This window comes from Erythrobacter sp. NAP1, assembly GCF_000152865.1.
Taxonomy (GTDB): Bacteria; Pseudomonadota; Alphaproteobacteria; order Sphingomonadales; family Sphingomonadaceae; genus Erythrobacter.
This window is the reverse complement of the sequence record NZ_CH672390.1, coordinates 420,335-443,596: the sequence shown is the minus strand read 5'-3', so window position 1 is coordinate 443,596 and position 23,262 is coordinate 420,335. Positions and strand designations below refer to the sequence as shown.

At 60.6% G+C, this 23,262-nt stretch carries 30 protein-coding genes; 19 read left to right on the top strand and 11 right to left on the bottom strand.

Annotated elements, in window-relative coordinates:
* Positions 1 to 2 precede the first annotated feature (2 nt).
* Positions 3 to 1,730, bottom strand: a complete 1,728-nt coding sequence (gene ctaD, locus NAP1_RS01995) for a cytochrome c oxidase subunit I (protein ID WP_007163542.1) — start codon at positions 1,728 to 1,730, stop codon at positions 3 to 5.
* Positions 1,731 to 1,790: 60 nt separating this feature from the next.
* Complete coding sequence (coxB, locus tag NAP1_RS01990; RefSeq protein WP_007163541.1) at positions 1,791 to 2,894, bottom strand: cytochrome c oxidase subunit II; 1,104 nt, start codon at positions 2,892 to 2,894, stop codon at positions 1,791 to 1,793.
* 239 nt (positions 2,895 to 3,133) lie between these two features.
* Here coxB and pyrE point away from each other — a divergent pair, with 239 nt between their 5' ends.
* The 7 genes from pyrE (at position 3,134) to ruvX (ending at position 7,876) form a co-directional block, all read left to right on the top strand.
* Positions 3,134 to 3,739 (top strand): orotate phosphoribosyltransferase, encoded by a 606-nt coding sequence (pyrE, locus tag NAP1_RS01985; protein ID WP_007163540.1) that lies wholly within the window; start codon positions 3,134 to 3,136, stop codon positions 3,737 to 3,739.
* A gap of 9 nt (positions 3,740 to 3,748) precedes the next feature.
* Positions 3,749 to 4,492, top strand: a complete 744-nt coding sequence (locus tag NAP1_RS01980) for a pyridoxine 5'-phosphate synthase (RefSeq protein WP_007163539.1) — start codon at positions 3,749 to 3,751, stop codon at positions 4,490 to 4,492.
* The gene (locus NAP1_RS01975; protein WP_007163538.1) at positions 4,489 to 4,770 is read left to right on the top strand and encodes a hypothetical protein; all 282 of its coding nucleotides are present in this window, start codon (positions 4,489 to 4,491) and stop codon (positions 4,768 to 4,770) included. The genes NAP1_RS01980 and NAP1_RS01975 overlap by 4 nt, the downstream gene beginning before the upstream one ends.
* Before the next feature lie 3 nt (positions 4,771 to 4,773).
* Entirely contained in the window at positions 4,774 to 5,178 is a 405-nt protein-coding gene (acpS, locus tag NAP1_RS01970; RefSeq protein ID WP_007163537.1) for a holo-ACP synthase, read from the top strand.
* 72 nt (positions 5,179 to 5,250) lie between these two features.
* Positions 5,251 to 6,180, top strand: a complete 930-nt coding sequence (gene lepB / locus NAP1_RS01965) for a signal peptidase I (RefSeq protein ID WP_050750450.1) — start codon at positions 5,251 to 5,253, stop codon at positions 6,178 to 6,180.
* Between the two features lie 20 nt (positions 6,181 to 6,200).
* Positions 6,201 to 7,409, top strand: coding sequence for a DUF3089 domain-containing protein (locus tag NAP1_RS01960; RefSeq protein ID WP_007163535.1), 1,209 nt, complete (start codon positions 6,201 to 6,203; stop codon positions 7,407 to 7,409).
* Complete coding sequence (gene ruvX, locus NAP1_RS01955; protein ID WP_040464167.1) at positions 7,406 to 7,876, top strand: Holliday junction resolvase RuvX; 471 nt, start codon at positions 7,406 to 7,408, stop codon at positions 7,874 to 7,876. Before NAP1_RS01960 ends, ruvX begins: the two co-directional genes overlap by 4 nt.
* Here the strand turns inward: ruvX and NAP1_RS01950 are convergent.
* The 3 genes from NAP1_RS01950 to NAP1_RS16390 form a co-directional block, all read right to left on the bottom strand.
* Complete coding sequence (locus NAP1_RS01950) at positions 7,873 to 8,760, bottom strand: hypothetical protein (protein WP_007163533.1); 888 nt, start codon at positions 8,758 to 8,760, stop codon at positions 7,873 to 7,875. The two genes, ruvX and NAP1_RS01950, sit on opposite strands and share 4 nt — an antisense overlap.
* Positions 8,760 to 9,647, bottom strand: coding sequence for a hypothetical protein (locus tag NAP1_RS01945; RefSeq protein ID WP_007163532.1), 888 nt, complete (start codon positions 9,645 to 9,647; stop codon positions 8,760 to 8,762). Before NAP1_RS01945 ends, NAP1_RS01950 begins: the two co-directional genes overlap by 1 nt.
* Before the next feature lie 90 nt (positions 9,648 to 9,737).
* Positions 9,738 to 9,902 carry a hypothetical protein gene (locus NAP1_RS16390; protein WP_007163531.1) on the bottom strand — a complete coding sequence of 55 codons (165 nt, stop codon included), beginning with the start codon at positions 9,900 to 9,902 and terminating at the stop codon, positions 9,738 to 9,740.
* A gap of 152 nt (positions 9,903 to 10,054) precedes the next feature.
* On the opposite strand from NAP1_RS16390, the gene NAP1_RS01940 reads away from it, so the two are divergent.
* Positions 10,055 to 10,546 carry a PaaI family thioesterase gene (locus tag NAP1_RS01940; RefSeq protein ID WP_007163530.1) on the top strand — a complete coding sequence of 164 codons (492 nt, stop codon included), beginning with the start codon at positions 10,055 to 10,057 and terminating at the stop codon, positions 10,544 to 10,546.
* Entirely contained in the window at positions 10,539 to 10,937 is a 399-nt protein-coding gene (locus NAP1_RS01935) for a PaaI family thioesterase (RefSeq protein ID WP_007163529.1), read from the top strand. The genes NAP1_RS01940 and NAP1_RS01935 overlap by 8 nt, the downstream gene beginning before the upstream one ends.
* Positions 10,938 to 10,939: 2 nt before the next feature.
* Here the strand turns inward: NAP1_RS01935 and NAP1_RS01930 are convergent, their stop codons facing one another.
* The 3 genes from NAP1_RS01930 to NAP1_RS01920 all read right to left on the bottom strand — a co-directional run bounded on the left by NAP1_RS01930 (position 10,940) and on the right by NAP1_RS01920 (position 14,864).
* The gene (locus NAP1_RS01930; RefSeq protein WP_007163528.1) at positions 10,940 to 13,075 is read right to left on the bottom strand and encodes a transglycosylase domain-containing protein; all 2,136 of its coding nucleotides are present in this window, start codon (positions 13,073 to 13,075) and stop codon (positions 10,940 to 10,942) included.
* Between the two features lie 45 nt (positions 13,076 to 13,120).
* Entirely contained in the window at positions 13,121 to 14,110 is a 990-nt protein-coding gene (cobS, locus tag NAP1_RS01925; RefSeq protein WP_007163527.1) for a cobaltochelatase subunit CobS, read from the bottom strand.
* Between the two features lie 73 nt (positions 14,111 to 14,183).
* A complete protein-coding gene (locus NAP1_RS01920) occupies positions 14,184 to 14,864 on the bottom strand; it encodes a cupin domain-containing protein (protein ID WP_007163526.1) in 681 nt (226 codons plus the stop codon).
* Between the two features lie 82 nt (positions 14,865 to 14,946).
* Between NAP1_RS01920 and NAP1_RS01915 the strand changes: the two genes are divergently transcribed.
* Genes NAP1_RS01915 through NAP1_RS01900 form a run of 4 tightly spaced genes read left to right on the top strand, consistent with a single transcriptional unit; the run spans position 14,947 to position 17,306 of the window.
* A complete protein-coding gene (locus NAP1_RS01915) occupies positions 14,947 to 15,798 on the top strand; it encodes an oxygenase MpaB family protein (protein WP_007163525.1) in 852 nt (283 codons plus the stop codon).
* Between the two features lie 60 nt (positions 15,799 to 15,858).
* Complete coding sequence (locus tag NAP1_RS01910) at positions 15,859 to 16,218, top strand: DUF1428 domain-containing protein (protein WP_007163524.1); 360 nt, start codon at positions 15,859 to 15,861, stop codon at positions 16,216 to 16,218.
* Positions 16,219 to 16,221: 3 nt separating this feature from the next.
* A complete protein-coding gene (locus NAP1_RS01905; RefSeq protein ID WP_007163523.1) occupies positions 16,222 to 16,851 on the top strand; it encodes a glutathione S-transferase family protein in 630 nt (209 codons plus the stop codon).
* Positions 16,848 to 17,306: an SRPBCC domain-containing protein gene (locus NAP1_RS01900; protein WP_007163522.1), complete on the top strand. Its 459-nt coding sequence runs from the start codon at positions 16,848 to 16,850 to the stop codon at positions 17,304 to 17,306. Before NAP1_RS01905 ends, NAP1_RS01900 begins: the two co-directional genes overlap by 4 nt.
* A 3-nt stretch (positions 17,307 to 17,309) precedes the next feature.
* Here NAP1_RS01900 and NAP1_RS01895 read toward each other — a convergent pair whose 3' ends face one another.
* The gene (locus NAP1_RS01895; RefSeq protein WP_007163521.1) at positions 17,310 to 17,903 is read right to left on the bottom strand and encodes a DnaJ domain-containing protein; all 594 of its coding nucleotides are present in this window, start codon (positions 17,901 to 17,903) and stop codon (positions 17,310 to 17,312) included.
* Positions 17,904 to 17,975: 72 nt separating this feature from the next.
* Here NAP1_RS01895 and NAP1_RS01890 point away from each other — a divergent pair, with 72 nt between their 5' ends.
* The 6 genes from NAP1_RS01890 to NAP1_RS01865 are packed head-to-tail and all read left to right on the top strand — an operon-like array spanning position 17,976 to position 21,603.
* Positions 17,976 to 18,248 carry a BolA family transcriptional regulator gene (locus NAP1_RS01890; RefSeq protein ID WP_040464637.1) on the top strand — a complete coding sequence of 91 codons (273 nt, stop codon included), beginning with the start codon at positions 17,976 to 17,978 and terminating at the stop codon, positions 18,246 to 18,248.
* An 8-nt stretch (positions 18,249 to 18,256) separates the two neighbouring features.
* Positions 18,257 to 18,715: an NUDIX hydrolase gene (locus tag NAP1_RS01885; RefSeq protein ID WP_007163519.1), complete on the top strand. Its 459-nt coding sequence runs from the start codon at positions 18,257 to 18,259 to the stop codon at positions 18,713 to 18,715.
* Positions 18,712 to 19,602, top strand: a complete 891-nt coding sequence (locus tag NAP1_RS01880) for a pirin family protein (RefSeq protein ID WP_007163518.1) — start codon at positions 18,712 to 18,714, stop codon at positions 19,600 to 19,602. Before NAP1_RS01885 ends, NAP1_RS01880 begins: the two co-directional genes overlap by 4 nt.
* Positions 19,603 to 19,626: 24 nt before the next feature.
* A complete protein-coding gene (locus tag NAP1_RS01875) occupies positions 19,627 to 20,439 on the top strand; it encodes an SDR family NAD(P)-dependent oxidoreductase (protein ID WP_007163517.1) in 813 nt (270 codons plus the stop codon).
* 5 nt (positions 20,440 to 20,444) lie between these two features.
* The gene (locus tag NAP1_RS01870) at positions 20,445 to 21,332 is read left to right on the top strand and encodes an alpha/beta fold hydrolase (protein ID WP_007163516.1); all 888 of its coding nucleotides are present in this window, start codon (positions 20,445 to 20,447) and stop codon (positions 21,330 to 21,332) included.
* 43 nt (positions 21,333 to 21,375) lie between these two features.
* A complete protein-coding gene (locus NAP1_RS01865; protein ID WP_007163515.1) occupies positions 21,376 to 21,603 on the top strand; it encodes an amphi-Trp domain-containing protein in 228 nt (75 codons plus the stop codon).
* Between the two features lie 6 nt (positions 21,604 to 21,609).
* Here the strand turns inward: NAP1_RS01865 and NAP1_RS01860 are convergent, their stop codons facing one another.
* The gene (locus NAP1_RS01860; protein WP_040464164.1) at positions 21,610 to 22,065 is read right to left on the bottom strand and encodes a hypothetical protein; all 456 of its coding nucleotides are present in this window, start codon (positions 22,063 to 22,065) and stop codon (positions 21,610 to 21,612) included.
* Between the two features lie 37 nt (positions 22,066 to 22,102).
* Positions 22,103 to 23,215 carry a DUF2332 domain-containing protein gene (locus NAP1_RS01855; RefSeq protein ID WP_007163514.1) on the bottom strand — a complete coding sequence of 371 codons (1,113 nt, stop codon included), beginning with the start codon at positions 23,213 to 23,215 and terminating at the stop codon, positions 22,103 to 22,105.
* Between the last annotated feature and the right edge of the window lie 47 nt (positions 23,216 to 23,262).

Below are 23,262 nucleotides of genomic sequence, written 5' to 3'. Positions count from 1 at the left end.
CCTCAGGCCGTTGCCGGACGGTGGTCGTGGTAATCGTGGTGATCCTCGATCACCGGAAGGGTTTCGAACTGGTGGTACGGCGGCGGGCTCGGCAGGGTCCACTCAAGCGTGGTCGCACCTTCGCCCCACGGGTTACCTTCGGCCTTCTTACCGGCCAGCAGCGCGTAAGCGATGTTGACGAAGAAGAAGATCATCGAACCGGCCATGATGTAATAGCCGTAAGTGCTGATCTCGTGCCAGAACGTGTAGGCTTCTGCGTAGTCGGGATAGCGACGCGGCATACCCTGCATTCCGAGGAAGTGCTGCGGGAAGAAGATCACGTTCACGCCGACGAAGAAGGTCCAGAAGTGGATGTGGCTGAGCAGTTCGGAGTGCATCCGGCCGCTCATCTTCGGGAACCAGTAGTAGAAGCCTGCGAACATCGAGAACACCGCACCCATCGACAGCACGTAGTGGAAGTGAGCAACCACATAGTACGTGTCGTGCAGGTTATCGTCGATGCCGCCATTGGCGAGTACGACGCCCGTCACACCGCCAACGGTGAACAGGAAGATGAAGCCCAGCGACCAGACCATCGGCGACTTGAACTCGAGGCTGCCGCCCCACATCGTCGCGATCCAGCTGAAGATCTTCACACCCGTCGGAACGGCGATCACCATCGTCGCAGCGGTGAAGTACATCTTCGTATTCACGTCGAGGCCGACGGTGTACATGTGGTGCGCCCACACGATGAAGCCGACGACGCCGATAGCAACCATGGCGTAGGCCATGCCGAGGTAGCCGAAGACCGGCTTGCGGCTGAAGGTCGCAACGATCTGCGAGATCATGCCGAAGCCCGGCAGGATCATGATATAAACCTCGGGGTGACCGAAGAACCAGAACAGGTGCTGGTAAAGAACAGGGTCACCGCCACCGGCAGGATCGAAGAAAGTCGTGCCGAAGTTACGATCGGTCAGCAGCATGGTGATCGCGGCAGCAAGCACCGGAAGCGCGAGCAGCAGCAGGAATGCAGTGACCAGCACCGACCACACGAACAGCGGCATCTTGTGCAGGGTCATACCCGGCGCGCGCATGTTGAAGATGGTGGTGATGAAGTTGGTAGCACCAAGGATTGAGCCAGCGCCTGCTAGGTGCAGCGAGAAGATTGCGAAGTCGACCGCAGGACCCGGCGAACCAGTGGTCGAAAGCGGTGCGTAAACGGTCCAGCCAACACCCGCACCCGGACCCGAGCCGCCGGGAACGAAAAGCGAGAAGAGAAGGCTGAAGAAACCGGCAACGGTCAGCCAGAACGACACGTTGTTCATGCGCGGGAACGCCATGTCAGGCGCACCGATCATGAGCGGGACAAACCAGTTACCGAATCCACCGATCATGGCCGGCATGACCATGAAGAAAACCATGATCAGGCCGTGGGCCGTAATGAACACGTTCCACATGTGCAGCGCGGTGTTGATGTCGTTCGCGCCGCCCATGAACTGGGCCCACCACTGCAGGTATTGAATGCCGGGCTCAGCGAGCTCGACACGCATAATGCCCGAGATCGCACCACCGATGATACCCGCGACGATCGCGAACATCAGGTAGAGCGAACCAATATCCTTGTGGTTGGTCGACATGAACCAGCGGGCAAAGAAGCCCGGCTTGTGGTCCGCATGATCGTGGTCATGGTCTCCACCGTGACCTGCGTGAGCGCCGGCGCCTGGTGCGAAATCGTCTGCGGTTGTGGCCATCTGTTTGGTCTCTCGCGTTCGTACTTTAATCGTCGTTTCTATTCGGCTGTCCGGCGCGGATTACGCGTCGGCAGCTGCTTCCGGATCCGCTGCGGCCGGCGATTCGTCGCCGGTGTCGATCGGATCATTGTTGTCTTCGAGTTCAGCTGAACCCGGAATGCTGCCACCTTGTTCTACAACCCAAGCCTCGAATTGCTCCATTGGAAGCGCTTCGACGGTGATCGGCATGTAGCCGTGGCGCGAGCCGCAAAGCTCAGAGCACTGGCCGTAATAGACGCCCGGCTCTTCGATCACGAGCATGCGCTCGTTGAGGCGACCGGGAACAGCGTCCTGTTTGAACCAGAGCGAAGGCACTGCGAATGCATGAATTACGTCTGCGGCAGTGGTCTGGATGCGAAGCGGAACGCCAGCGGGAACAACCATTCGGTTGTCGACTGCGAGCTGGTAAGGCTCGCCGCGGCTGAGCGCTTCGTCGGCTTCGAGCATGTTCGAAATCACTTCAACGTCATGGTCGGGATATTCGTAACCCCAATACCATTGATAGCCGACAGCCTTCACGGTGATCGCCTCTTCCGGCGGGGTCTCATACTGGCGCGCCAGCAGAGTGATCGACGGGACGGCAATAACCACAAGGATGATGACGGGAACGATCGTCCAGACAACTTCGATCATGGTGTTGTGAGTCGTCTTCGAGGCAACCGGGTTGGCACCGCGACGAAACTTCACGACCACGTAAAGAAGCAGGAAGAGCACGAACAGGCTGATCACGGTGATGACCGGCATCAGGATGTAGTCGTGCATGCCAAGCGCATAGGCACCATCGGCCGTGTACTGATCCTGGAAGGTCATGCTCTTGAGCGCATCCTCCTGGTAGGACGTCGGCATGCCCTTGCCTTCGGTCGGAGCCATCGGCGCATAACCACCAGCCGAAGCGGCGTTCACTTCGCCCGCCGGTGCATCGATGCCGCCGTCGAAAGCGTCTGCAGCGGCAGCAGCCGCGTCAGCATCGGCAGCCGCGCCAGCAGCGCCGCCACCAACATCGGTGCCCGATGCGTCCTGCGCCATCGCTTGCGGTGCAGCGAAAGCGAGGCCGAATGCCATCGCCGCTGCCATCAAAGCGACAATTCCAAACTTCATGCGGTCGAGTGCCTGACCCATAATCATGCCTAATCGGTTCAAAAATTTATCCCATGTGCGGGCTGTCTCGTGTCTTTATTAAAGCACCGAGTGCACCGCGCGTCGATGGCATTCCAGCCATCTTCGGGTTCCCCTTAGCCGCGCTTGCCCAGTGCCTCAAGCGCTTCTAGGGAGAAAATTATGCACTCCCACATGTTGTTGGCGCAATCAGCCTCCGCAACATCCCTTCGTTCCCCGTTGACAAGAGCTTCGAAACCGCACCTGCCATGACTTTAAACGAGACCATTCCTTCGACCCTGGACGATGTACTTGCCGAGTTTCGTAACTCAGGCGCGCTTCTCGAAGGGCACTTCAAACTTTCGTCAGGCCGTCATAGCGGTCACTACCTTCAGTGCGCACGCGTGCTGATGGACCCGCACCGCGCCGGCCGGCTGGCTCAGGCGGTCGTCAACGCCATACCGGAAGACGTCATCGCAAAAATCGACGTCGTGGTTTCGCCGGCAATGGGCGGGATCATCATAGGTCATGAAGTCGCGCGGGTGCTCGGTAAGGACGCTCTTTTCCTCGAGCGGCCAAACGGTGTCTTTCATCTGCGCCGAGGATTCGCGCTGGAACCGGGCGCCAAAGTCTTGATGGTCGAAGATGTCGTGACCACCGGACTTTCCAGCCGCGAGGCAATCGCGGCAGTGGGCAAGGAAGGCGGCGAAGTGATTGCGGAATGCTCGCTCATCGACCGGTCGATGGGATCGGTCGATCTGGGCGTGCCCTTCTACCCTCTCGCGGCATTCGACTTTCCCACTTACGCAGAAGACGAAATCCCAGAGGAGCTTGCCCGCGTAGCTGTCACCAAACCGGGAAGCCGCAAGGAATAAACAGCGCCAATGACCAAGCCTCTCCGCCTCGGCGTCAATATCGACCACGTCGCGACCATCCGTAATGCGCGCGGCGGCGATCATCCTGATCCTGTGCGCGCCGCGGAAATCGTGGCTGCCGTCGGAGGCGACGGGATTACCGCTCACCTTCGCGAAGATCGCCGTCATATTCGCGACGAAGACCTTGCGCGGATTCAGGATGCGACCGACCTTCCGCTCAACCTCGAAATGGCCGCGACCGAGGAAATGCTCGAGATCGCGCTGAGGCACAAACCGCATGCAGCCTGCATCGTCCCGGAGAAGCGAGAGGAACGCACAACCGAGGGCGGGCTTGATGCTGCGGGGCTTCACAACACGCTGACACCGATTGTGTATCGGTTGAAGGATCACGGCATCCGAGTCTCGCTCTTTATCGAGGCGGATGAGCGCCAGCTTGATGCCGCGCTGAAACTGGGCGTGCCGGTCGTCGAATTTCACACCGGAGAATACGCGCACGCGATTCTCGACGGCGACAGCGAACGCACCGCAAAGGAATTGCGCCGCATCACCGACATTGCCGCGCTCGCCGCAAAGAACGGGATCGAGCCACATGCAGGCCACGGTCTGACATTTGACAATGTCCAGCCGATCGCCGCCATCCCGCAGATCGCCGAGCTCAATATTGGCCATTACCTGATTGGCGAGGCGATCTTCGCAGGGCTTGAACCTGCAATCCGCCGCATGCGCGACTTGATGGATGAGGCGCGCGGGTGAGCGAGCCTGAACTCCCCACCCTTGCACCGGCTCAGAAACTCTGGGCGAGTCTTGCCGCGCTCCTGTTCCTGATCGCAATCGGCTTTCTTGGCTTCGCGCTGAATACCGGCGTCTTGCGCCTATTCGCTGTTGGATGGGTCGGCTTGCAGATCTTCGGCTTTGTTGGAGCACTCAAATTCGCAAACGGCGATTTCGCCCATCCGCTCTTCAAGGCGCAGGTGATGATCCACATTATTGGTCTTGCGTTGCTCGTTCTAAGCTTTTCAAGGGCGCTCTAGACCATGATCATCGGCCTCGGCTCCGACCTTTGCAACATCGAGCGCATCGGCAATTCGCTCGCCCGTTATGGCGAGCGCTTCGAGAACCGCGTCTTTACGGAAGTAGAGCGCGCCAAGGCTCGCAAACGCCCTTACACGATCGCCGGAACCTACGCGAAACGCTTTGCCGCCAAAGAAGCTTTCAGCAAGGCGGTCGGCACAGGTTTTCGCCGCGGTGTCTTCATGAAGGACATCGGCGTCGTGAACGCTCCATCCGGCGCGCCCACGCTTGCGCTCACCGGAGGCGCTGCGAAGCGGCTTGAAGAATTGACGCCAGCGGGCCATGAGGCGCACATTCATCTCACCCTCACGGACGATCATCCATGGGCGCAGTGCTTTGTCATCATCGAAGCCTTGCCCAAGAGCTGACCCGAACAGAAACGAAAACCTACTTTGAGCCAGACCAATACGCCCGCTTCCGACACGGACCAGAAGGCAGACGTGCATCCTCATGTCGAGCTGAAGCAACAGCTCGCGCAGAAGAAAGAGGAAGAGAACGACAAGGTCGACTGGTTCGCCGAATTGCGCGGACTTGCGCTGATGTTGTTCGCAGTGCTTGCGTTTCACAGCCTCGTCGCCAAGCCCTTCTACATTCCGTCGACCTCGATGATGCCGAGCCTGCATGTCGGTGACCGCTTGGTGGTGAGCAAGTACCCCTATGGCTGGTCCTGGGCATCGGCGAGCTTCCACCTACTCCCTCGCGGAGATTGGCGCATCTTCGGATCGACGCCCGAATATGGTGATATCGTCATCCCGGTGCATCCCACGCGTGATGAGGATTACATCAAGCGCGTCATCGCGCTGCCGGGCGATACGATCGAAGTGCGCGACGGACGCGTTATCCTTAATGGTACGCCGGTAAAGCGTGAGGTCGTTCCCCCGGTGCGCATTCCGTTCGAGCCGGAACTGATGTGCGAAAATGGCCCGTGCCTTACCGCCTTCGAGAACTACCGCGTTCGCGATGAAAGCGGCGCAGAATATTTCGAGCCGCCAACCTATCGCGAGACGCTGCCCAACGGCGCGACCTATCTCATCATCGACCACGTCGACCAGAGCCGAACGCGCTCGGGTGCTAACGATCTCGATAATTTCGGACCCTATACGGTACCCGAAGGTCATGTCTTCGTAATGGGCGACAACCGCGATGAAAGCGCGGATAGCCGCGCTCCGGCACAGGCACGCGGTCTGGGCGGCGGCATTCCGCTTGAGAACATTGGCGGCCGCGCCGAATTCATCACCTTCTCGCTCGACGGTTCGGCGACGTGGAACCCGTTGACCTGGTTCTCCGCCATGCGCGGCGACCGTGCGTGGACGACGTTGCGCCCCGCGATCGCCGAAAGCGGTGAGCGGGCCAGCGAGACAGCCGAGTAAACCAAAGGGCAAGCGCGCCAATGGCAAGGAAATTCCTCTACTTCGTCGCGATCGTGATCGTCCTCTTCCTCGTTCTGCGCATCGGGTACGAGATGTTCCAGGACGAACTGGCAGAATTCGCGCTCGTCCCCAGCGCAGAATTCACTCCGACCGAGCCATTGGAAGCCAACGCTTATCAGGATCCGGCCCTGTGGTACTCGCGCCCCGGCATCGGCGTGAACGACCCGGCACGCTGGCAGCCAGCGCTGGCCGAGGCGACGTCGCGGCCCGAGGAACTCACAGCGCGCCAGGCCGCTGGATCGCGGCCTGTCGATCCCGAGGCAGCCGAGCTCGGCACCAGCGGCGACGTGCCCGAATTCGCTGTCTTCTTTATCCATCCCACGAGCTATCTCAGCCGCGACAACTGGAACGCACCGATCGGTGACGAAGAAGCCGAACGCGTGGCACGCATCTACGTGCGCGGCATGGCGAGCCCCTTCAACGCAGCCGATGAAATCTGGGCACCGCGCTATCGCCAGGCCACCATGGGCGCATTCCTGACTGACGCGCCCGAAGGCGAACAGGCGATTGAAGCGGCCTACGCCGACGTGCTGGAAGCCTACCGCTATTTCCTCTCCTCCATCGACGACGACACACCGGTCGTATTGGCAGGACACAGTCAGGGCGCGCTCCACCTGCTGCGCTTGCTGCGGGAAGAGGTGAACGGTTCTGATGTCGCGCAACGGCTCGTGGCGGCTTACGCAATCGGTTGGCCGATCTCAGTCGAGCGCGACGTGCCTTCGCTTGGTTTTGCTGCGTGCGCCACGCCTGCGCAGACGGGTTGCATCCTGTCATGGTCGAGCTTTGCCGAGCCCGCTGACCCGTCCGCCGTCATGGAAACATATGCCAATTCGACTGGGTTCGACGGTCAGCCGCGTGGTGACAGCCAGATCCTCTGCACCAACCCGATCACAGGCACTTTCGGAGGCAGCGCGCAGGCGAGCGCCAATCTTGGCACGCTCGTTCCCGATGATTCGATCTCAACCGGAGAACTTGTGGCCGGAGCCGTCCCCGCGCGTTGCGACGATCGCGGACTTCTTTTGATCGGCGATCCGCCCAAGATGGGTTCCTACGTGCTGCCGGGTAACAACTATCACGTATATGACATCCCGCTATTCTGGGCGAACACCAAGGCTGATGTCGCGCGGCGCGTCAGCGCTTTTGCGGCCGCGTCGGGTGACGCAAACTGATTACCGAGAACGCAGCTGAGTTCGGCGAGGCGCTGCCCGATGGCGGGGTCCTGCTTGGCCTTGATCTCGGCACCAAGACGATAGGCACTGCCTTTTGCGATGCCGGATGGCGATTTGCCACCAATGGCAAGACGCTTGGCCGCGGCAAATGGGGCAAGGACCGCGAACGCATCGCCGCCCTGATCGCCGAGCGCGGCGTCAAGGGCCTCGTGCTTGGCCTTCCGCGCAACATGGATGGAAGCGAGGGCCCCCGCGCTCAGGCCAGCCGCGCCTTTGCCCGCAATGCCGAAGAGGCCTTTGCGCTGCCGCTTCTGCTTTGGGACGAGCGCTGGTCTACCCAAAGCGCCGAGGCGGCGATGATCGGGCAGGATATGAGCCGCAAGAAACGTGCAGAATCAATCGACAGCCATGCGGCCGCTGTGATCCTGCAGGGGGCGATTGATCGCCTCGCCGGGGGCGTTCTCTAGGCTTCGAGTGCTTCGCGTCGCTCCTTTGCGATAGTCGAAACCATCAAGCTGCCGGAATGTTCACCCTCTCGCCAAAGCGCATCGCGATCACAAGAAACACCGCTCCGCGCTTCAAAGCTTGCGAGCCGCATCCTGTCGCTTGCGTGCGTGCGCCCCACCCACTCGGCAAAGGCCAGCGCGTCATCCGACCCGCTCGCCACGGCTGCGCGCAGAAAGACTTCTGTTGCATTGGGACTTAGAATGCGGGTGATGGTGCCGCCTTCGAGATCGAACCCATACTGATCATACCAGCACTGCGCCGGATCGACATGCATCACGTTGAGGGAGACCGAGAGGCTTTCTGGCGGCAACTGCGAATGCACATCGCGGTGCGCGCGGTATAGCATCGTCTTGCCTTCATACAGCGCGCTGCGCTCGATAAAACGAAGCCCAGCTTCCTCGGCGGGTAAACCGCAGACCTCGCCATAATCGTATTCGAAATAGTCGCTGCGATAGCCAGGTCCGAGATAGCCGGTCGTCAGGAATGCGAAGTTGTGATCGTGCGGTACGCCATAAACAAACGTCTTAGCGCCCGAATTGCGAAAGCTCAGGTCGTGTTCGGCGGGCCAGATGTTAGCGCGCAGGAACATGCTGCCGCGCAATGGCGAAAGGACAATGGCCTGCGGGCCGTAGCCGCTTTCAATTTCGCCCGCCGTGCGCCCGGCAAGCCGGTCGAGAAGGATATCGGCGAGGAATTCGTGATTGTTGCCCAACCGTTTGAGCCAGCGAGCAGCTTCGAGCGTCGCCCCCGCATCGCGCGGGTCGAAATCAAGCGCGGCAAGCGCCTCAATCGCTTCGGGAAGGGAGCATGAGGCATCTTCTGCAAGATCGAACAGTTGTGGCATCACTGGTTCTCCAGGATCCGCTGCTGATCGCGCAATTGAGAGATCAACGACTTAGCTGGCTGCGCGATGGGGTCCCCAGCCCGGCTGGCGATTTCATTGAGAAGCGACCATCCCGCTTCGGCATCAAGCGCCAGCAACTGGCGCACTGCTTCCCAGCGCGCGTTTTCATCCTGATCGGTGTCGCGTGCGAATGAACTGATCGTAGGAATTGTCCGAGCCTGACCGAGCGCTCCCAGGACCCCCAGGGCCATGACTTTCTCGCTTGCACGCCGATCCGCACTCACCTCTCGCACCAGCGCGCCGCCGCTCAATCGAATTTCGAGCGTAGGCTGCGGATTAGAACGAATGCGGGTCAGCTGAAGCACGAGCAGTGACTTACGCACGTTTTCAAATTGGCGCGCTTCGAACCGAGCCATGGGAGACAGCATGCTGCCCTCGCCTAGCATCAGATCGGTTGAATGCACTTCGCGTTGCCCAGCCGCGTTTCGTTCGAGCCGGTGCATCCGGCCAATGGCCGAACCGGCGAGCACCAATTCGTGAAGCTCACTGTCCGCAAATTGAGCCCAGTTGGCCTTGCGGTTCACTTTCGCAGGCTCATAGACGCACAACGACAAAACCACCCCGCCCTCTTGCATCAGTTGGAGCCGCGCAAAGCCGAGTGTCGCCGTATGGCGCAGTGGTACTTCTCCCAGAGATTGCCTGCGCAATGAGGAAGTGAACTCGCCGATCAATCCTTGCGCGAACGCCTTTCCCTTGGCGATGTCGCCGATTACTCCGCCCAGCACCGGCAATTCAGCCAAAGGACGCCCTTCGGCATATTCGTGGATGTCGCGAGCAACGCCGCGCACATCCTCGCGCTGAAGCCAGGCATCATGCGCAGACTTCATCTCGGCACGGGCGCAAAGCTGCAAAGCGTGATCGCTCCGCAGCCTTGCTATGGCAGGATGAACAATCATCTTTCCGCCAACCCGACTTGATCAAAAGATGCCGGGCGGCGGCGGCGGCGGGGGTGCTGTGTCGTAGACGTACACCATCAGCGAGACGATCGAATCGTCGTAGGTCGCGACCTTTTCACTCACTGCTCCGAACAGCGCTTGTGCTGTCTCGAGGCCAGGAATACTGGCGAGCTCGATCTTTGGCATTTTACTTCTCCTTGCTACTGATCCCGCACCGGGCAAGAAACGCCGATGCACGGACATGGCTGCAAGAATTCTCCCAGTCTGTGAAATTAAAGGATTGTAATGATTAGAGAAAATCTGCGAAACTTGCGGAAATGAGCGCGGATAGAACGCGCATGGCGCCGGGCTTCGATGTCGAGGCGGCGGGAAAGATGTTCTTTCAGCATGGTCATTCGGGGTGGCTGGGTCTCGAATACAGCGCCCATGGCGACAATTGGGTCGAACTCAAGCTGCCTTGGCGAGAAGACCTCATCGGCGAACCTGATCGCGCCGTGCTTGCATCTGGTCCCGTTATCAGCCTGATGGATATGGCAAGCGGGATGGCGATCTGGACCACCAAGGGCGCTTTCATGCCTATCGCTACACTTGATCTCAGGGTCGATTATCAGCGCGCCTCGCGAGAACGCAGCGCGATCTGGGGCCGGGTCGAATGCCATCGCATTACCCGCTCTGCCGCTTTCGTTCGCGGATTTGCGCATGATGGCGATGCGGATGATCAGCTTGCGACGATGGCCGGGGTTTTCATGACGCTGAGCAAAGACCCGCGTTCACGCAAGATGGTGACGGGACAGGGCGAGGCGAGCGAAGCGGGGACCGGTGATGAGTGACATTCAACTGCCCGCTTACGCCAACGCGCTCGGGATCAGGCTTCACGAGATGGAGGATGGCGTGCCCGTGCTCACAGTCGACTTTGGACCGTCTGTCGAAGGGCGCCCTGCCCACTATCACGGCGGCGCGACGGCAGGCCTGCTTGAGAATGCCGGCTATGCCGCTCTTCGCGCGCGCCTCGAGGCCGATGGCCGTGACGCTCAGCTGAAGCCGGTCAATATCACCGTTCAATATCTGTCAGCCGGAAAATCGCATGCGAGCTTTGCAAAAGGACGCATCACCCGGATTGGACGGCGAAACGCCAACCTGACGGTCGAAGCATGGCAGGACAACCGCGACCGTCCAATTGCGAGTGCGGTGATGAATATACTGATGGCAGAAGTGGCCTAGCGCTAATCGATCGGGTCGATGTTGAACCCGTCTTCATCGATGCGGATTTCGACAGGCACGCCTTCCTGAGACAGGATGACACCGTCTTCCTCGAAGCGAAGGACCGTGCCGTCTTCGCCAAGCGGAATTTCCTCGCCTTCCTCGATGTCGAAGGGTTGAACCGGACCTTCGGGATCGGGCGAAGCGCTCGGGCGCGGGGCCGGCAGGTCGAGCGCGCCTCGCATGAAGTCCTTCCAGATGCGGGCGGGCAGTCCGCCGCCTGTCACCTGATTGAGCGGAGAGTTGTCATCGTTGCCGACCCACACGCCGACAACGAGATCGCCTGCATATCCCACGAACAGGGCATCGCGATAATTCTGGGTCGTGCCGGTCTTGCCGAAGTTTGCGATCGGTAGCTCAGCCGCCTCACCCGTACCGCGATTGATCGCGGCGCGCAGCATTCGCTCCATGTCTGCGTGGGTGCGGTCCGAAGCGCTGTCGATGGGAGTGGTCAGCCATTCCCACCAACCCTGCTCCTCTTCTTCGAACGCATGAGCCTTCACCGGGAATCGGTTGGCGGCGACCCCGGCATAGGCGGTAGTCAACTCCAGCAGCGACATCGTTGAGGTGCCCAGCGCAAGGCTTGGATCGCCTTCCGGCATGTCCGAAGTAATGCCAAGCGAGCGCGCAGTGCGGATCACGCGTTCGCTGCCGACCTCGTTGAACAAGCGGACTGCAGCGACGTTGCTGGATGAGGCGAAAGCATCCTCCAGCGTGATTGTGTCCGAATATTGCTCGCGCGCGTTCTTGGGGCGGTAGGACCCGGCCTCGATCGCCGTGTTGGCGATGCGATCGTCGGGCGACCAGCCCGCTTCAAGCGCAGCGAGATAGACGAACAGCTTGAAGGTCGAGCCCGGCTGCCGCCGAGCCTGCGTCGCGCGATTGAAAGGGCTTTGAGCATAGTCCTTGCCGCCAACCATAGCGACAACCTCGCCAGACGGACGCATGGCGACGAGCGCCACCTGCGCATCGCCGAGCCCGGCCCGGCCCACTACTCTGCCTGCGAGGGCCTGCAATTGGGCATCGAGCGTCGTTTCGATGACCTGCCGCTCGTACCCTGCCTCCATCCCTTCTCGCGCCAGCGGCAAAGCCCAGTCCGCAAAGTAGGTGCCGGTTGGAAGATCATTCACTGTGCGCACGTCGAGCTTGGGGTCTGGCAACGTGGCGGCTTCGGCCTCGGTCAGGTAACCCTCCTCAACCATCGCGCCCACCACCAGATCCATGCGCGCCTTCGCTCGGTCGTAGTGGTGCGAGGGTGCATAGCGTGACGGTGCCTGAAGCAGACCAGCGAGCATCGCCGCTTGCTGTGGAAGCAGGTTTTCTGGTTGACGATAGAAGTAATGGAGGGAAGCTGCGCGCAGACCGTACTGGTTGTCTCCAAAATAAGCGTTCGAGAGATAGCGCGAAAGGATCTCGTCCTTGGTCAGCCATCCTTCGAGCCACAGCGCAATCAGCGCCTCACGCGCCTTTCGCGAAAGGCTCTGTTCGGGCGTCAGGAAAGTGAACTTTGCGAGCTGCTGCGTGATCGTGCTCCCGCCGCCGCGCCCGGTCCACGCAGCGCGGGCGATCCCGCGCGGGTCGATGCCCCAGTGCGAATAGAACCGCCTGTCCTCAATCGCGAGGAAGGCCTGAACGACATGCGGAGGCAGGTCTGCCACCTCAACCGGTTCTGCCACCATTGCGCCGCTGCGCGCGATCGGAGTGCCGTCGCTGGCGAGCAACGTTACCTGAGGCGCAGCAATGGGTTCGAGGCTTTTCGACAGAGGTGCTGTGATCGCAAGCCAGGCGAACAGAACGATGAGCACGGCGAACATTGCCGCAACGATGCGAACGCCCCACCAGCGCTTGCGGCGCCCGCGCCAAAAGTCCTTCCTCCAAAATGGCAGGCGCTTGCGCTCTTCGCGAGCAACATGGCCATCTAGGCTCGAAAGACGATTGTCCCAGGACGCGAAGTCGGGAGAACCTGCGGCGCGAAATCGTGGCGCTTCGTCTTCAATGTCGAGAGGGCGCTGGGACTCATAAAGCGCGTAATAGCCCGCATCCCCGCGCTGCGGATCTCGATTGCCTGAGCGTTTCCAGAATCTTTCAAACAGCGCCATGGAACACTGTGTTAGCAGCCTAATACAGCCTTGCGCAAGTGGGCCTTAACTGCCCTTTGCTGCCCCTTCCGGGAGATCTTCGTTGAACACGCGCTGGTAATACTCGCTCACCAGCGTGCGCTCGGCCTCGTCGCACTTGTTCAGGAACGAAAGCCGGAAAGCAAAGCCGACCGAGTTGAAGATCGCGGCGTTCTGCGCCCAGGTAATGACGGTACGCGGGCTCATCACGGTGGAGATGTCGCCGCTCATGAAACCCTGACGGGTCAGTTCGGCAACCTTGACCATGTCTGCGATCATCGCGTCGTCGGCCTCGGGCGTCTTGGATTTGACGATCTTCTGCTCGGTTTCAGCGGGCAGGTAATTGAGCGCCACGACAATATTCCAGCGGTCCATCTGCGCCTGATTGATCGCCTGCGTGCCGTGGTAAAGGCCGCTTGTGTCGCCAAGGCCGACCGTGTTGGTAGTCGCGAACAGGCGGAAATAGGGATTTGGCGTAATCACACGGTTCTGGTCGAGCAGGGTCAGGCGACCGTCAAACTCGAGCACGCGCTGGATCACGAACATGACGTCAGGGCGGCCTGCGTCATATTCATCGAAGGTCAGTGCAACCGGGTGCTGAAGCGCCCAGGGGAGGATGCCTTCTTTGAATTCGGTGACCTGCAGACCGTCCTTCAGGACAATCGCATCGCGCCCAACAAGGTCGATACGGCTGATATGTGCATCGAGGTTTACGCGGATGCTCGGCCAGTTGAGGCGCGCCGCGACCTGTTCGATGTGGGTCGATTTACCCGTGCCGTGATAGCCCTGAACCATCACGCGGCGGTTGTGCGCAAAACCAGCGAGGATCGCGAGCGTGGTGTCCGGATCGAAGACGTAGTCTCTGTCGAGCTCGGGCACATGCTCGTCATTCGCACTGAAGGCGGGGACCTGCCAATCGACGTCGATGCCGAACGTATCGCGCACGTCGACCATTGCATCGGGCTCGGAGGGAATGGCGCTCTTGCCGGCGAATTCTTCAGAGGAGTGTGAGTTCATTTCGACCGGACCGTTAAAGGCCTAGCGCCGCGCGGGCAAGTATCGGTTTCAAATCTAGACCTGACATTTTCACCTAGGCCTGCTCGGGCACGCGAATCTCGCTCAGGTGACCCCGCTTGATCCAAATGCGTGCGCCGTCGTGTCCGGCAGTGATGGTGGCGCTTCTTCCTGCAGGCCAACGGATCCAGTCGTACACGCCGTAGTTCTCGCCTTCGAGCGAGATCGATCCGTCGAGGACGAGAACCTCGAAACCGCCATCATCGACCAGTGTCGCTTCGGTGGACGGTGCCCACTGTTCGAGCGAGACATTCTCGTAATCGCGCTTCGCCAGCACGCTCATCTCAACTCCGGGCCGCGCAGGATCGGGAGATAACGGTGCACTGCCAAGATCGACAGAGATCTGTTCCTGATCGTCGGCGTCGAACTGCCAGAGCTTAACGAAGATCGTGCAGCCCGTTTCGGAGCGAGGGATGTGATGCGTGCCGACCGGATTGCGAACGTATGTGCCAGCGGGATAATCGCCGTGCTCATCTTGAAAGACGCCTTCGAGCACGATGAATTCCTCACCGCCTGAATGGGTGTGTTCGGCAAACGAGCTGCCCTCGGCATAGCGTACGATCGAAGTCGCGCGCGCTACCTCGCCGCCGATGCGATCGAGCATGCGGCGATCGACTCCGGCCATCGGAGAGGGAATCCAATCAAGCGACGCGGTGTGCACTGTCGCCGGCTCTTCGAAGTTGGCGTTGATTTGCATGGACGTGAAGATGGGCGCAGAATGTGGCACTAACAGGTACGCGCTTCTCGAAATATCCGATCAGTGTGATTAGATTAGCTTTATGCCCTCGCCGCTCGACACACCGATTGAACGCTTTCGCCTCAAATTGGTCGAACAGGTTCGCAACACGTTCAACGACAATGCGAGCAAGCAAAAGCCGGTCCCACCATCCGACGACGCGCTGTTCGAGAAGGACACGCCGATCCGCATGGTGCACGCCGATATCGTCGGGATGATGACCGGCGGCATTCGTGCGCTGCTGCTGCAAATGCTCCACCCGCATGCGCTACAGGGAGTGCTCGATCACTCGAACTTTCGCGAGGACATGCACGGGCGCCTGCAGCGCACGGCGCGCTTTATCGCCGTGACGACATTCGGCCACCGTGACGAGGCGATGAAAGCGATCGACCGCGTAAACCGCATTCACGCCAAGGTCGGGGGCACCCTGCCCGATGGCAGCCGTTACGAAGCGACCAATCCGCGCACGCTCGCCTGGGTCCACGTGACAGAAGCGCAGAGCTTTCTTGCAGGCTATCTTCGCCACGTCCGCCCGGACATGCCGAGCGCAGAGCAGGACGAGTATTACCGCCAGATCGCGGTGATCGCACGTGCTCTCGGCGTCGATCCTGTCCCGGAAACGCGTCGCGAGGCCGAAGCGTTGTTTCGTGAACTTCGCACCGATCTTCGCCCCTCGCCGCAAGCCCGCGAGATTGCGCAGCTTGTGCTCAACCAGCGACCGAAAAACACGCCCCCTGCGCTGCAGACCATGCTGGGAGCCGAAGCGGTGACGATGCTGCCGCCATTCGCGCGCTCGATGCTGAACCTGCAACGCCCAGTGCTGACCGCATTGCCTGCACGCGCGGCCACTTGGGGCATGGGCCGGACACTGCGATGGGCCTTCCGTCAGAACTGACTGGATATCGCCGCGATCCTCCTGCATTCTTCACCCGGATCGATTGGTGGGAGAAGCATTATGTATGTGGCAATCGCTGCGCTTTCCGTGTCCGAAGAAAACAAGGATGCCTACATAAAGGCCGCTGAATTCATGGCGGACTGGTCCATGAAGCATGGCGCGCTTGAAGTGATGGAGGCATGGGAAGCCTTCGTCCCCGAGGGGAAAAACACCGACCTTCGCAAAGCAGTTGCCGCGCCTGAGGGCGAGAAAATCGTCACAGGTTGGGTTATCTGGCCCGACAAGGAGACCCTCGAAAATGCCAAAGTCGCGATGGGCAAGGGTGAGGGATTTGAGGGATACCCAGAGGGCGATCCTCCCTTCGATGGCTCTCGCCTGATCTTTGGCGAGTTCGAGCCGCTCATCACAAAGGGGCGCTGAGCCATGACCGAATTCACATTCTACACGGTACCGATGAGCCGTGGGCAAATCTCGCGCTGGGCGCTGCATGAAGCGGGCGCTGATTATGAGCACCGGTTGCTCGATTGGGGATCGCGGCCAGAGAGCTACAAGGCCATCAATCCAATGAACAAGGTGCCCGCACTGGTGCACCATCACGGCGATCACGATCACGTCGTCACAGAGGCAGCGGCGATCAATCACTACTTGGCGGAGACGCATCCCGACAAAGGCTTGTTGCCCGATGCGCACGAAATGGCAGCCTATTTCCGTTGGCTATTCTTCGCGGCCGGGCCATTGGAACAGGCCGTTCTGGCGAAAGCGATGGGCTGGGAAGTACCCGAAGAGCGTTCGGGAATGGCAGGCTTTGGCAGTTTCGACCTTGCAGTTTCGGCAATCGACGACTGGCTGAAGAAGAACGACTTCGCCGCCGGATCGCGCTTCACGATGGCGGACACCTATGTCGGCAGCCAGATCGATTGGGGCCTGCAATTTAGCACGATCGGCGAAACGCCTGCCTTCAAGGCCTATGTCGAGCGTATCAGACAGAGACCCGCCTATGGGGAAGCCAAGGCAATCGACGCAAAACTAATCGAGGAGGCATCGCAGGAATGAACGAGGCCAGCGTCTCCCGCTTCATCGCTGCGCCGCCCGAAAAGGTTTGGCAGGTGATGACCGACCGGATGGACGAATGGTGGTGCCCTTCGCCATGGCGCTGCGAGACGAGCGTCCTTGAACGCAAGTCGGGAGGCCGATGGTTTGCAACGATGTTTGGGCCCGACGGCGAGGAGATGCCCAATGACGGCATCGTGCTCCACTGGGAGGAGGGTCGCCGGTTCGTCGGGACGGATGCAGTTCAGATCGTGGACGGCGAATTCCATCCCGCCCCCGCCTTCATGATCGGCACGTGGGAAATCGAACCTGCGCAGGAGGATGGCATCAACGGCACCAGCTACACCGCGACCGCCCGGCACTGGACGGCAGAGGCGCTCAAGCAGCACGAGGAAATGGGTTTCGTTGAAGGCTGGAACGTCTGCGCAGCGCAGCTTGCCGCCTTGTGCGAGCAATAGAGGTCAGGCGATCGCGGCGCTATTCCTGAGCAATTGGTACGCGTCGACCACCTTGCCGAGCCGAGCTTCGTGACTGCGGTCCCCGCCATTGCGGTCGGGGTGATAGCGACGAACCAGCTCCGAATAGCGGCGACGCAAGCGGCGGCGGTCGGTGTTGGAGCCAAGGCCCATGGTCTCGAGCGCTTCGGCCTCTTCCTTCGAAAAGCGTCCGTCCATCGCCATTGCCGCTTCGCGTTGCGCCCGGCTGCGAATGCCGTTTGCGCGGGCTGAGATGGCGTCGAGCGGGTCGTCGAAATCGGCCCAGCGCGGCATACCGTCTACCGCAGCGCGCGCGCTGAAGCTCGGGCTTTCGGTGCGCCAGCCACTTGCAGGAGATTGCGCGGCGAGGATCTCCTCTGCGCTCATGCCTTCGAACCAATCGTAACCGGCATTGAATTCGCGCACGTGGTCAAGACAGAACCAGCGCCAGTCGCCCGGGCCATCAAAGCCATTTGGGCGGTAACCGGGTGCACGAAATTCACCCGGCTCGCGGCAGGTCGGATGCTCGCACACCCGCTCTTCGGTTTCGAACCGTCCATGGAATCGCGTCTGAGACATGAACCCTTGAGAATGGCGATTGAGATGCCAAATTCCAAGCATCGCAATGTTGCAAAGAAGGAAAGTGGTGAGATGAGCGGGACGGTGGCTGAAGAGATGCGCGATTTGCTGACGAAGACATTTGAGCCGACGCGGCTCGAGATCATCAACGACAGCGCGATGCATTCGGGCCACGCAGGCGATGATGGCTCGGGCGAGTCCCACTTCACTGTCGTGATCGAAGCGCCTGCCTTTGGCGGCATGACTCGGCTCGCCCGCCAGCGTTCGGTCATTGCGGCGCTGGGCGACATCGTGGGCGAACGCGTCCACGCCGTCGCGATCAAGGCCAGCGCCCCGACGGGCTAGTCCGAAGCATGAACGAGTTCGGAAACACCAAGCGCATTCGACGCGCGGCGCGGATCATCGTGCTCGACGATGCGCAGCGTGTGCTCCTGTTCCGTTTCACCCTCTCGGACAGACCGCCATTCTGGGTCACCGCAGGAGGCGAGTGCGAACCGCATGAAAGCTTCGAAGAGGCGGCGCGGCGCGAACTGCTCGAAGAAACCGGCATCGAAGCCGATCCTGGCTACCAGATCGCGCGCACGACGCCTGAGTTCATCACGGTTGAAGGCGAACCCGTGCAGGCGGACGAGCGCTATTTCGTGGTTCGCGTATCAAGCACGCAAATCTCAACCGACGGCCATACTGCGCTTGAGCAGCGAGTGATGACCCAGCACCGCTGGTTCGAGCTTGCAGAACTTGGCGATTGGCCGGAAGCTGTCTTCCCTGAGACACTCGCCCAGATCATCACGCAGGATAGAGGCAATTCATGACCGAGCTCATCACCCAGACCGTCACGCCGACGACACACGACCTCGGCCAGTTCGAAGTGCGCCGGGTGCTGCCTTCCAAAGCTCGGCAAATGGTGGGGCCTTTCATCTTTGTAGATGAATTCGGTCCGGGCCAGCTCGACATTGGCACCGGCATGGACGTGCGTCCTCATCCGCATATCAATCTCGCGACCGTCACATGGCTGTTCCAGGGCGCGATCGACCACCGCGATACGCTTGGTACATTTTCGACCATTCGCCCGGGCACTGTGAACCTGATGACCGCAGGGCGAGGCATCGCTCATTCGGAGCGCTCGCCCGAGGACGAGCGCAAGAAGGGCCCGATGCTCTACGGGATGCAAACCTGGCTGGCCCTGCCCGACGGACAGGAGGAAATCGACCCCGCGTTCGAGGCGGTAAGCGACCTGCCGTGGATCGAGGACAACGGTGTGAAGGCCTGCGTCATTATGGGCGAGTTGTGGGGCAAGCGTGCGGCGACCACGACCCATGCGGACACGATTTACTCCGAGATATTGCTTGGCCCGAACGGCTCGATCCCGATCGATTCGAAAGCCGACGAACGCGCGGTCATGCTGGTCGGCGGCGAGGCAACTATCGGGAACTGTACGCTCACGCCTTATGAGTTGGCCGTATTGAAGCCCGGCGAAACGATGACGCTTTCGAGCGAAAGCGGTGGCCGGGTTATGCTGCTGGGCGGCGAGGCATTCACCACGCGCCGCCACGTCTGGTGGAACTTCGTCAGTTCCGATCGCGAGCGGATCAATCAGGCCAAGGACGATTGGCGCGAAGGACGCTTCGGCAAGGTACCGGGCGACGAAGGGGAGTTTATCCCCTTGCCCGACGTGCCCAAGACCGTCAGCTATCCATAAAGAGAGACATCGGGAGGGGAATTGATGGACTACACCGGTAAAGTCGCCTGGGTCACGGGCGCGTCATCGGGCATCGGCGCGGCGCTCGCGAGCGATTTGTCATCGCGTGGCGCACACCTGGTGCTTTCGGGCCGCGACGAGGCAAGATTAGGAGACGTCGCGAAGGAGTGCGGCGATACCCTCATCCTCCCGTTTGACGTGCGCGATGACGCGGCCCTTGCAGAGGCAACCGCTAAAGCCATCGCATGGAAAGGCGGCGTCGATATCGCGATTGCCAATGCCGGCGTTTCCCAGCGCAGCCGCGCTCTCAAGACCGACATGCAGGTCTATCGCGACATCATCGACATCGACCTCACCGCACAGATCGCCTTCGCGCAAGGACTGATCGGGCACATGGTCGAGCGCGGCTCTGGCGCGCTCGCTTTCATCTCCTCGATCGCAGGCAAGGTCGGCGTGCCGATGCGCACCGCCTACAGCGCGGTGAAGTTCGGGCTTGCCGGCTATGGCGATGCACTTCGCGGAGAGCTGTCGCAAACCGGAGTTAGCGTCCACGTGATCTATCCCGGCTCGGTCGCGACCAATGTTTCGCGCAATGCCCTCAAGGGCGATGGCAGCAAGCGAGGCGTTTCGGACAAGGTGATCGATGAGGGCATCCCTGCGCCAGACGCCGCTAAGACGATGCTCGATGGGATCGCCGCGGGCGAACGCGAGATTATCGTCGCCGAAGGCATGGAACAACAGATGGGCGAGATGCGGCGCACGCCCGATGCGCTGTTCGACCAGATCGCCGGCATGGTCGCAGGCGGTTACATGGAGCGGATGGAGGAAACCGAGTGAGCGGCATGGAACAGACGCGCGTCACGCTCGCCAACGGGATCGAGCTCGACGTGGTCGACGAAGGACCGCGCGATGCGCCTGTCCTCGTCTTCCTCCATGGCTTTCCCGAAAACCACCGCACGTGGCGCCACCAGATCGCGCATTTCTCAAAGCAGTATCGCTGCATCGCACCCGACCAGCGCGGCTATGCGGGCTCTTCCAAACCGCAGGGCGTCGAGAATTACTCGCCCGACAAGCTCATCGGCGATGTCTTTCTGCTGGCGGATGCGCTGGGGGTCGAGACATTCACTATCGTCGGGCACGACTGGGGCGGAGCGGTTGCCTGGGGCGTGGCGCTTGCCGGACAGAACACGCGGGTCACCCGCGCAATCATCGCCAATGCCCCTCATCCGGCGATCTTCCAGAAGCTGCTCTACACCCATCCCGGCCAGCGCGAATCCAGCCAATACATTCGCGGCTTTCGCGATCCGGCAAATGACGAACTTATTCGCGAGCACGGGATCACCGGGATACTCAAGCAGGAAGTGAACTGGGACCGCCCCGGCGAAATGCCGGTCGAAGAGCGCCAGCGCATGCTGCGCGAATGGGAAGACCGCGATGCGTGCTTCGGCATGATCAACTATTACCGCGCGAGCGCCATGCAGGTGCCGACGATGGACGAGCCGTTCGAATTGCCCGCCGACTATTCGCCTCCCACACTGCCCAAACTCACGATCCCGACTCTGGTCGTCTGGGCAATGGACGACCTCGCCTTGCCGGCCGAAAACCTCGAAGGGCTGGAGGAGATCATCGACCCGCTCACCATCGTGCCGGTGCATGGCTGCGGCCATTTCGTGACGTGGGAGGCGCCCGAGGCGATGATCGAGGCGATGGAAACCTTCCTGCAATCTTGAGCGCCTAAGTCACGCACATCATCAAACCAAAGGACCGTTTTTAATGAGCACCGAAGAAGGCCGCGACGTCACCAAAACCTACACGACCGAACAGAACATCCAAAAGCTCGAGCGCCTGGTCAAAGCCTTGAAAGAGAACAAGGCGTTCGAGATTCAGGTAGCGGGCGAGCGGCTCTACATTCCGGCCGAAACCGAATTCTCAATCGAGCACGAACAAAGCGGCAGCGACCACGAACTCGAGTTCCAGTTCCGCTGGAGCGACGAGGACTGAGGCGGATCAGGCCGAAAGAGCGCGCTCGATCCAAAATTCACGGCGGATGCGCGCGACCGTCCAGCTGCGATAGTCGGCGTTGTCGGACCATCGCCACTTCCGGCGAAGCTTGCGCGATTTCCAAGCGATGACCGGATAATCGGTGATCGCACGCAGGCAACCTTTTGCGATCGTGGCCCAACCCACCTCTTTGATCAGTTCCTTCTCTTCGGGGAGATCCATAAAGTCGCGAACGTCTCGCAGCGAGATATCTGTCCCGAACAGTGTCCAGCCATCGGCTTGCGCTTCTTGGCGAATGCTGGTGTCGAGGCCAAAGAGGACATGCACCATGTCGTGCCTCTCAAAGTGCGCCTTCGCGCCTTCCCGCATGTCGGCGTACTTCTGATGGAGACCATGATGCTGGCGGAAAGCGACGAGCGCCTCCGCAAGGGTTAGATCGGAATTGGGAAGCTTCTCTCTCATGCCCAATGCACACCAATGTTAGTTGCAATTTGCAACCTTATGCGCTGCCAGCCCATTCAACCCATGCTCCGTGAGGGTGCGCATGGCTGAGAAGCGTGGTCTCTCCGTCGCTCTCGCCGCCGTTCCAGTATCTCACCTTCAATTCATGCCGGAACGTCGCGGGATCGGTTTCGAGGCTGATCCAAGCGAGAGGCTTTTCGGCTGAAGCTTTTGTCCCTTCGCGCTCGACCATTTGCGTGATCGCTTCTTGCGTTTCGGCGGGCATGTATTGCCACATGATCGAGTGGAACATCGCCCGCGTTGTGCCCTCGGCTTGAGGCTCGCTAAGCATATCGCCGACGAATTCGCCTGCATCTTTCCGAACGATTTGCGGCGGGTCTTGGCTTGCAAGTTCAATCGCGGCGTCAATACGGGCCATGCGAGCAGGAGCGTCAGGCCAGACATAGCTCTTGAGGCGCAGCGCGCTTGCCTCGTCCGCGAGGTTGATCGGCGCGACGTCGCATCCACGAACCGACACGATCTTGAATTCGTCAGGTGCATTGGGAGGCGAGCCGGCCCCACCGCGCCATTCTGGTTCGATCCGCATGGGCGAATCTGCGGGTCCAACCTCGGTGTCACCCAGCCGGAATCGGTAGCGATTAAGCATGGTGTTCACCCCAGCGCTTGCGCCCAATTCGAGCAATTCGAAGCGCGGAGCCACACGCTGCGCGAGCCACAATAGCCCAGCCATGATGCTCGCTGAGCGGCCTGCCTCGTTGGTCTGAGGCGGCCCGTCGAGCCATGGAAGCAAGCGGTGATCATAGGTCTCGACCAACTCGCACACCAGTCGGTCGACCTGTCCCTGATCGGTAATCTGGCCGCTGTAAACGCGCGCCAGCCGGTCATCCTCACCGGAAAGCACGAGATGATGCAATCCGCCAGCAATCCTCAAGGGCATTGCATCCTTGAGCGTGAGTCCGTGCCAGCCAGCAATTCGGCGCCCTGTCGCGGTCTCGCCGGCAGCGACCTTGGTCAGGGAGCGGATCACGCGTGCGGTACACGGTGCATCGTTGATCTCGGCGTGTTCGGCCTGCCATTCGATTGCGGAACTGAGATCTTCGATCGCCATGACCGCTCCGTAGTCACTTCCGACCTTTCCGCTGTCAGTCATGCCGCTTTAATCTCCACCTTGGTTTGTATTGCCCTTTGGGTGCCCAG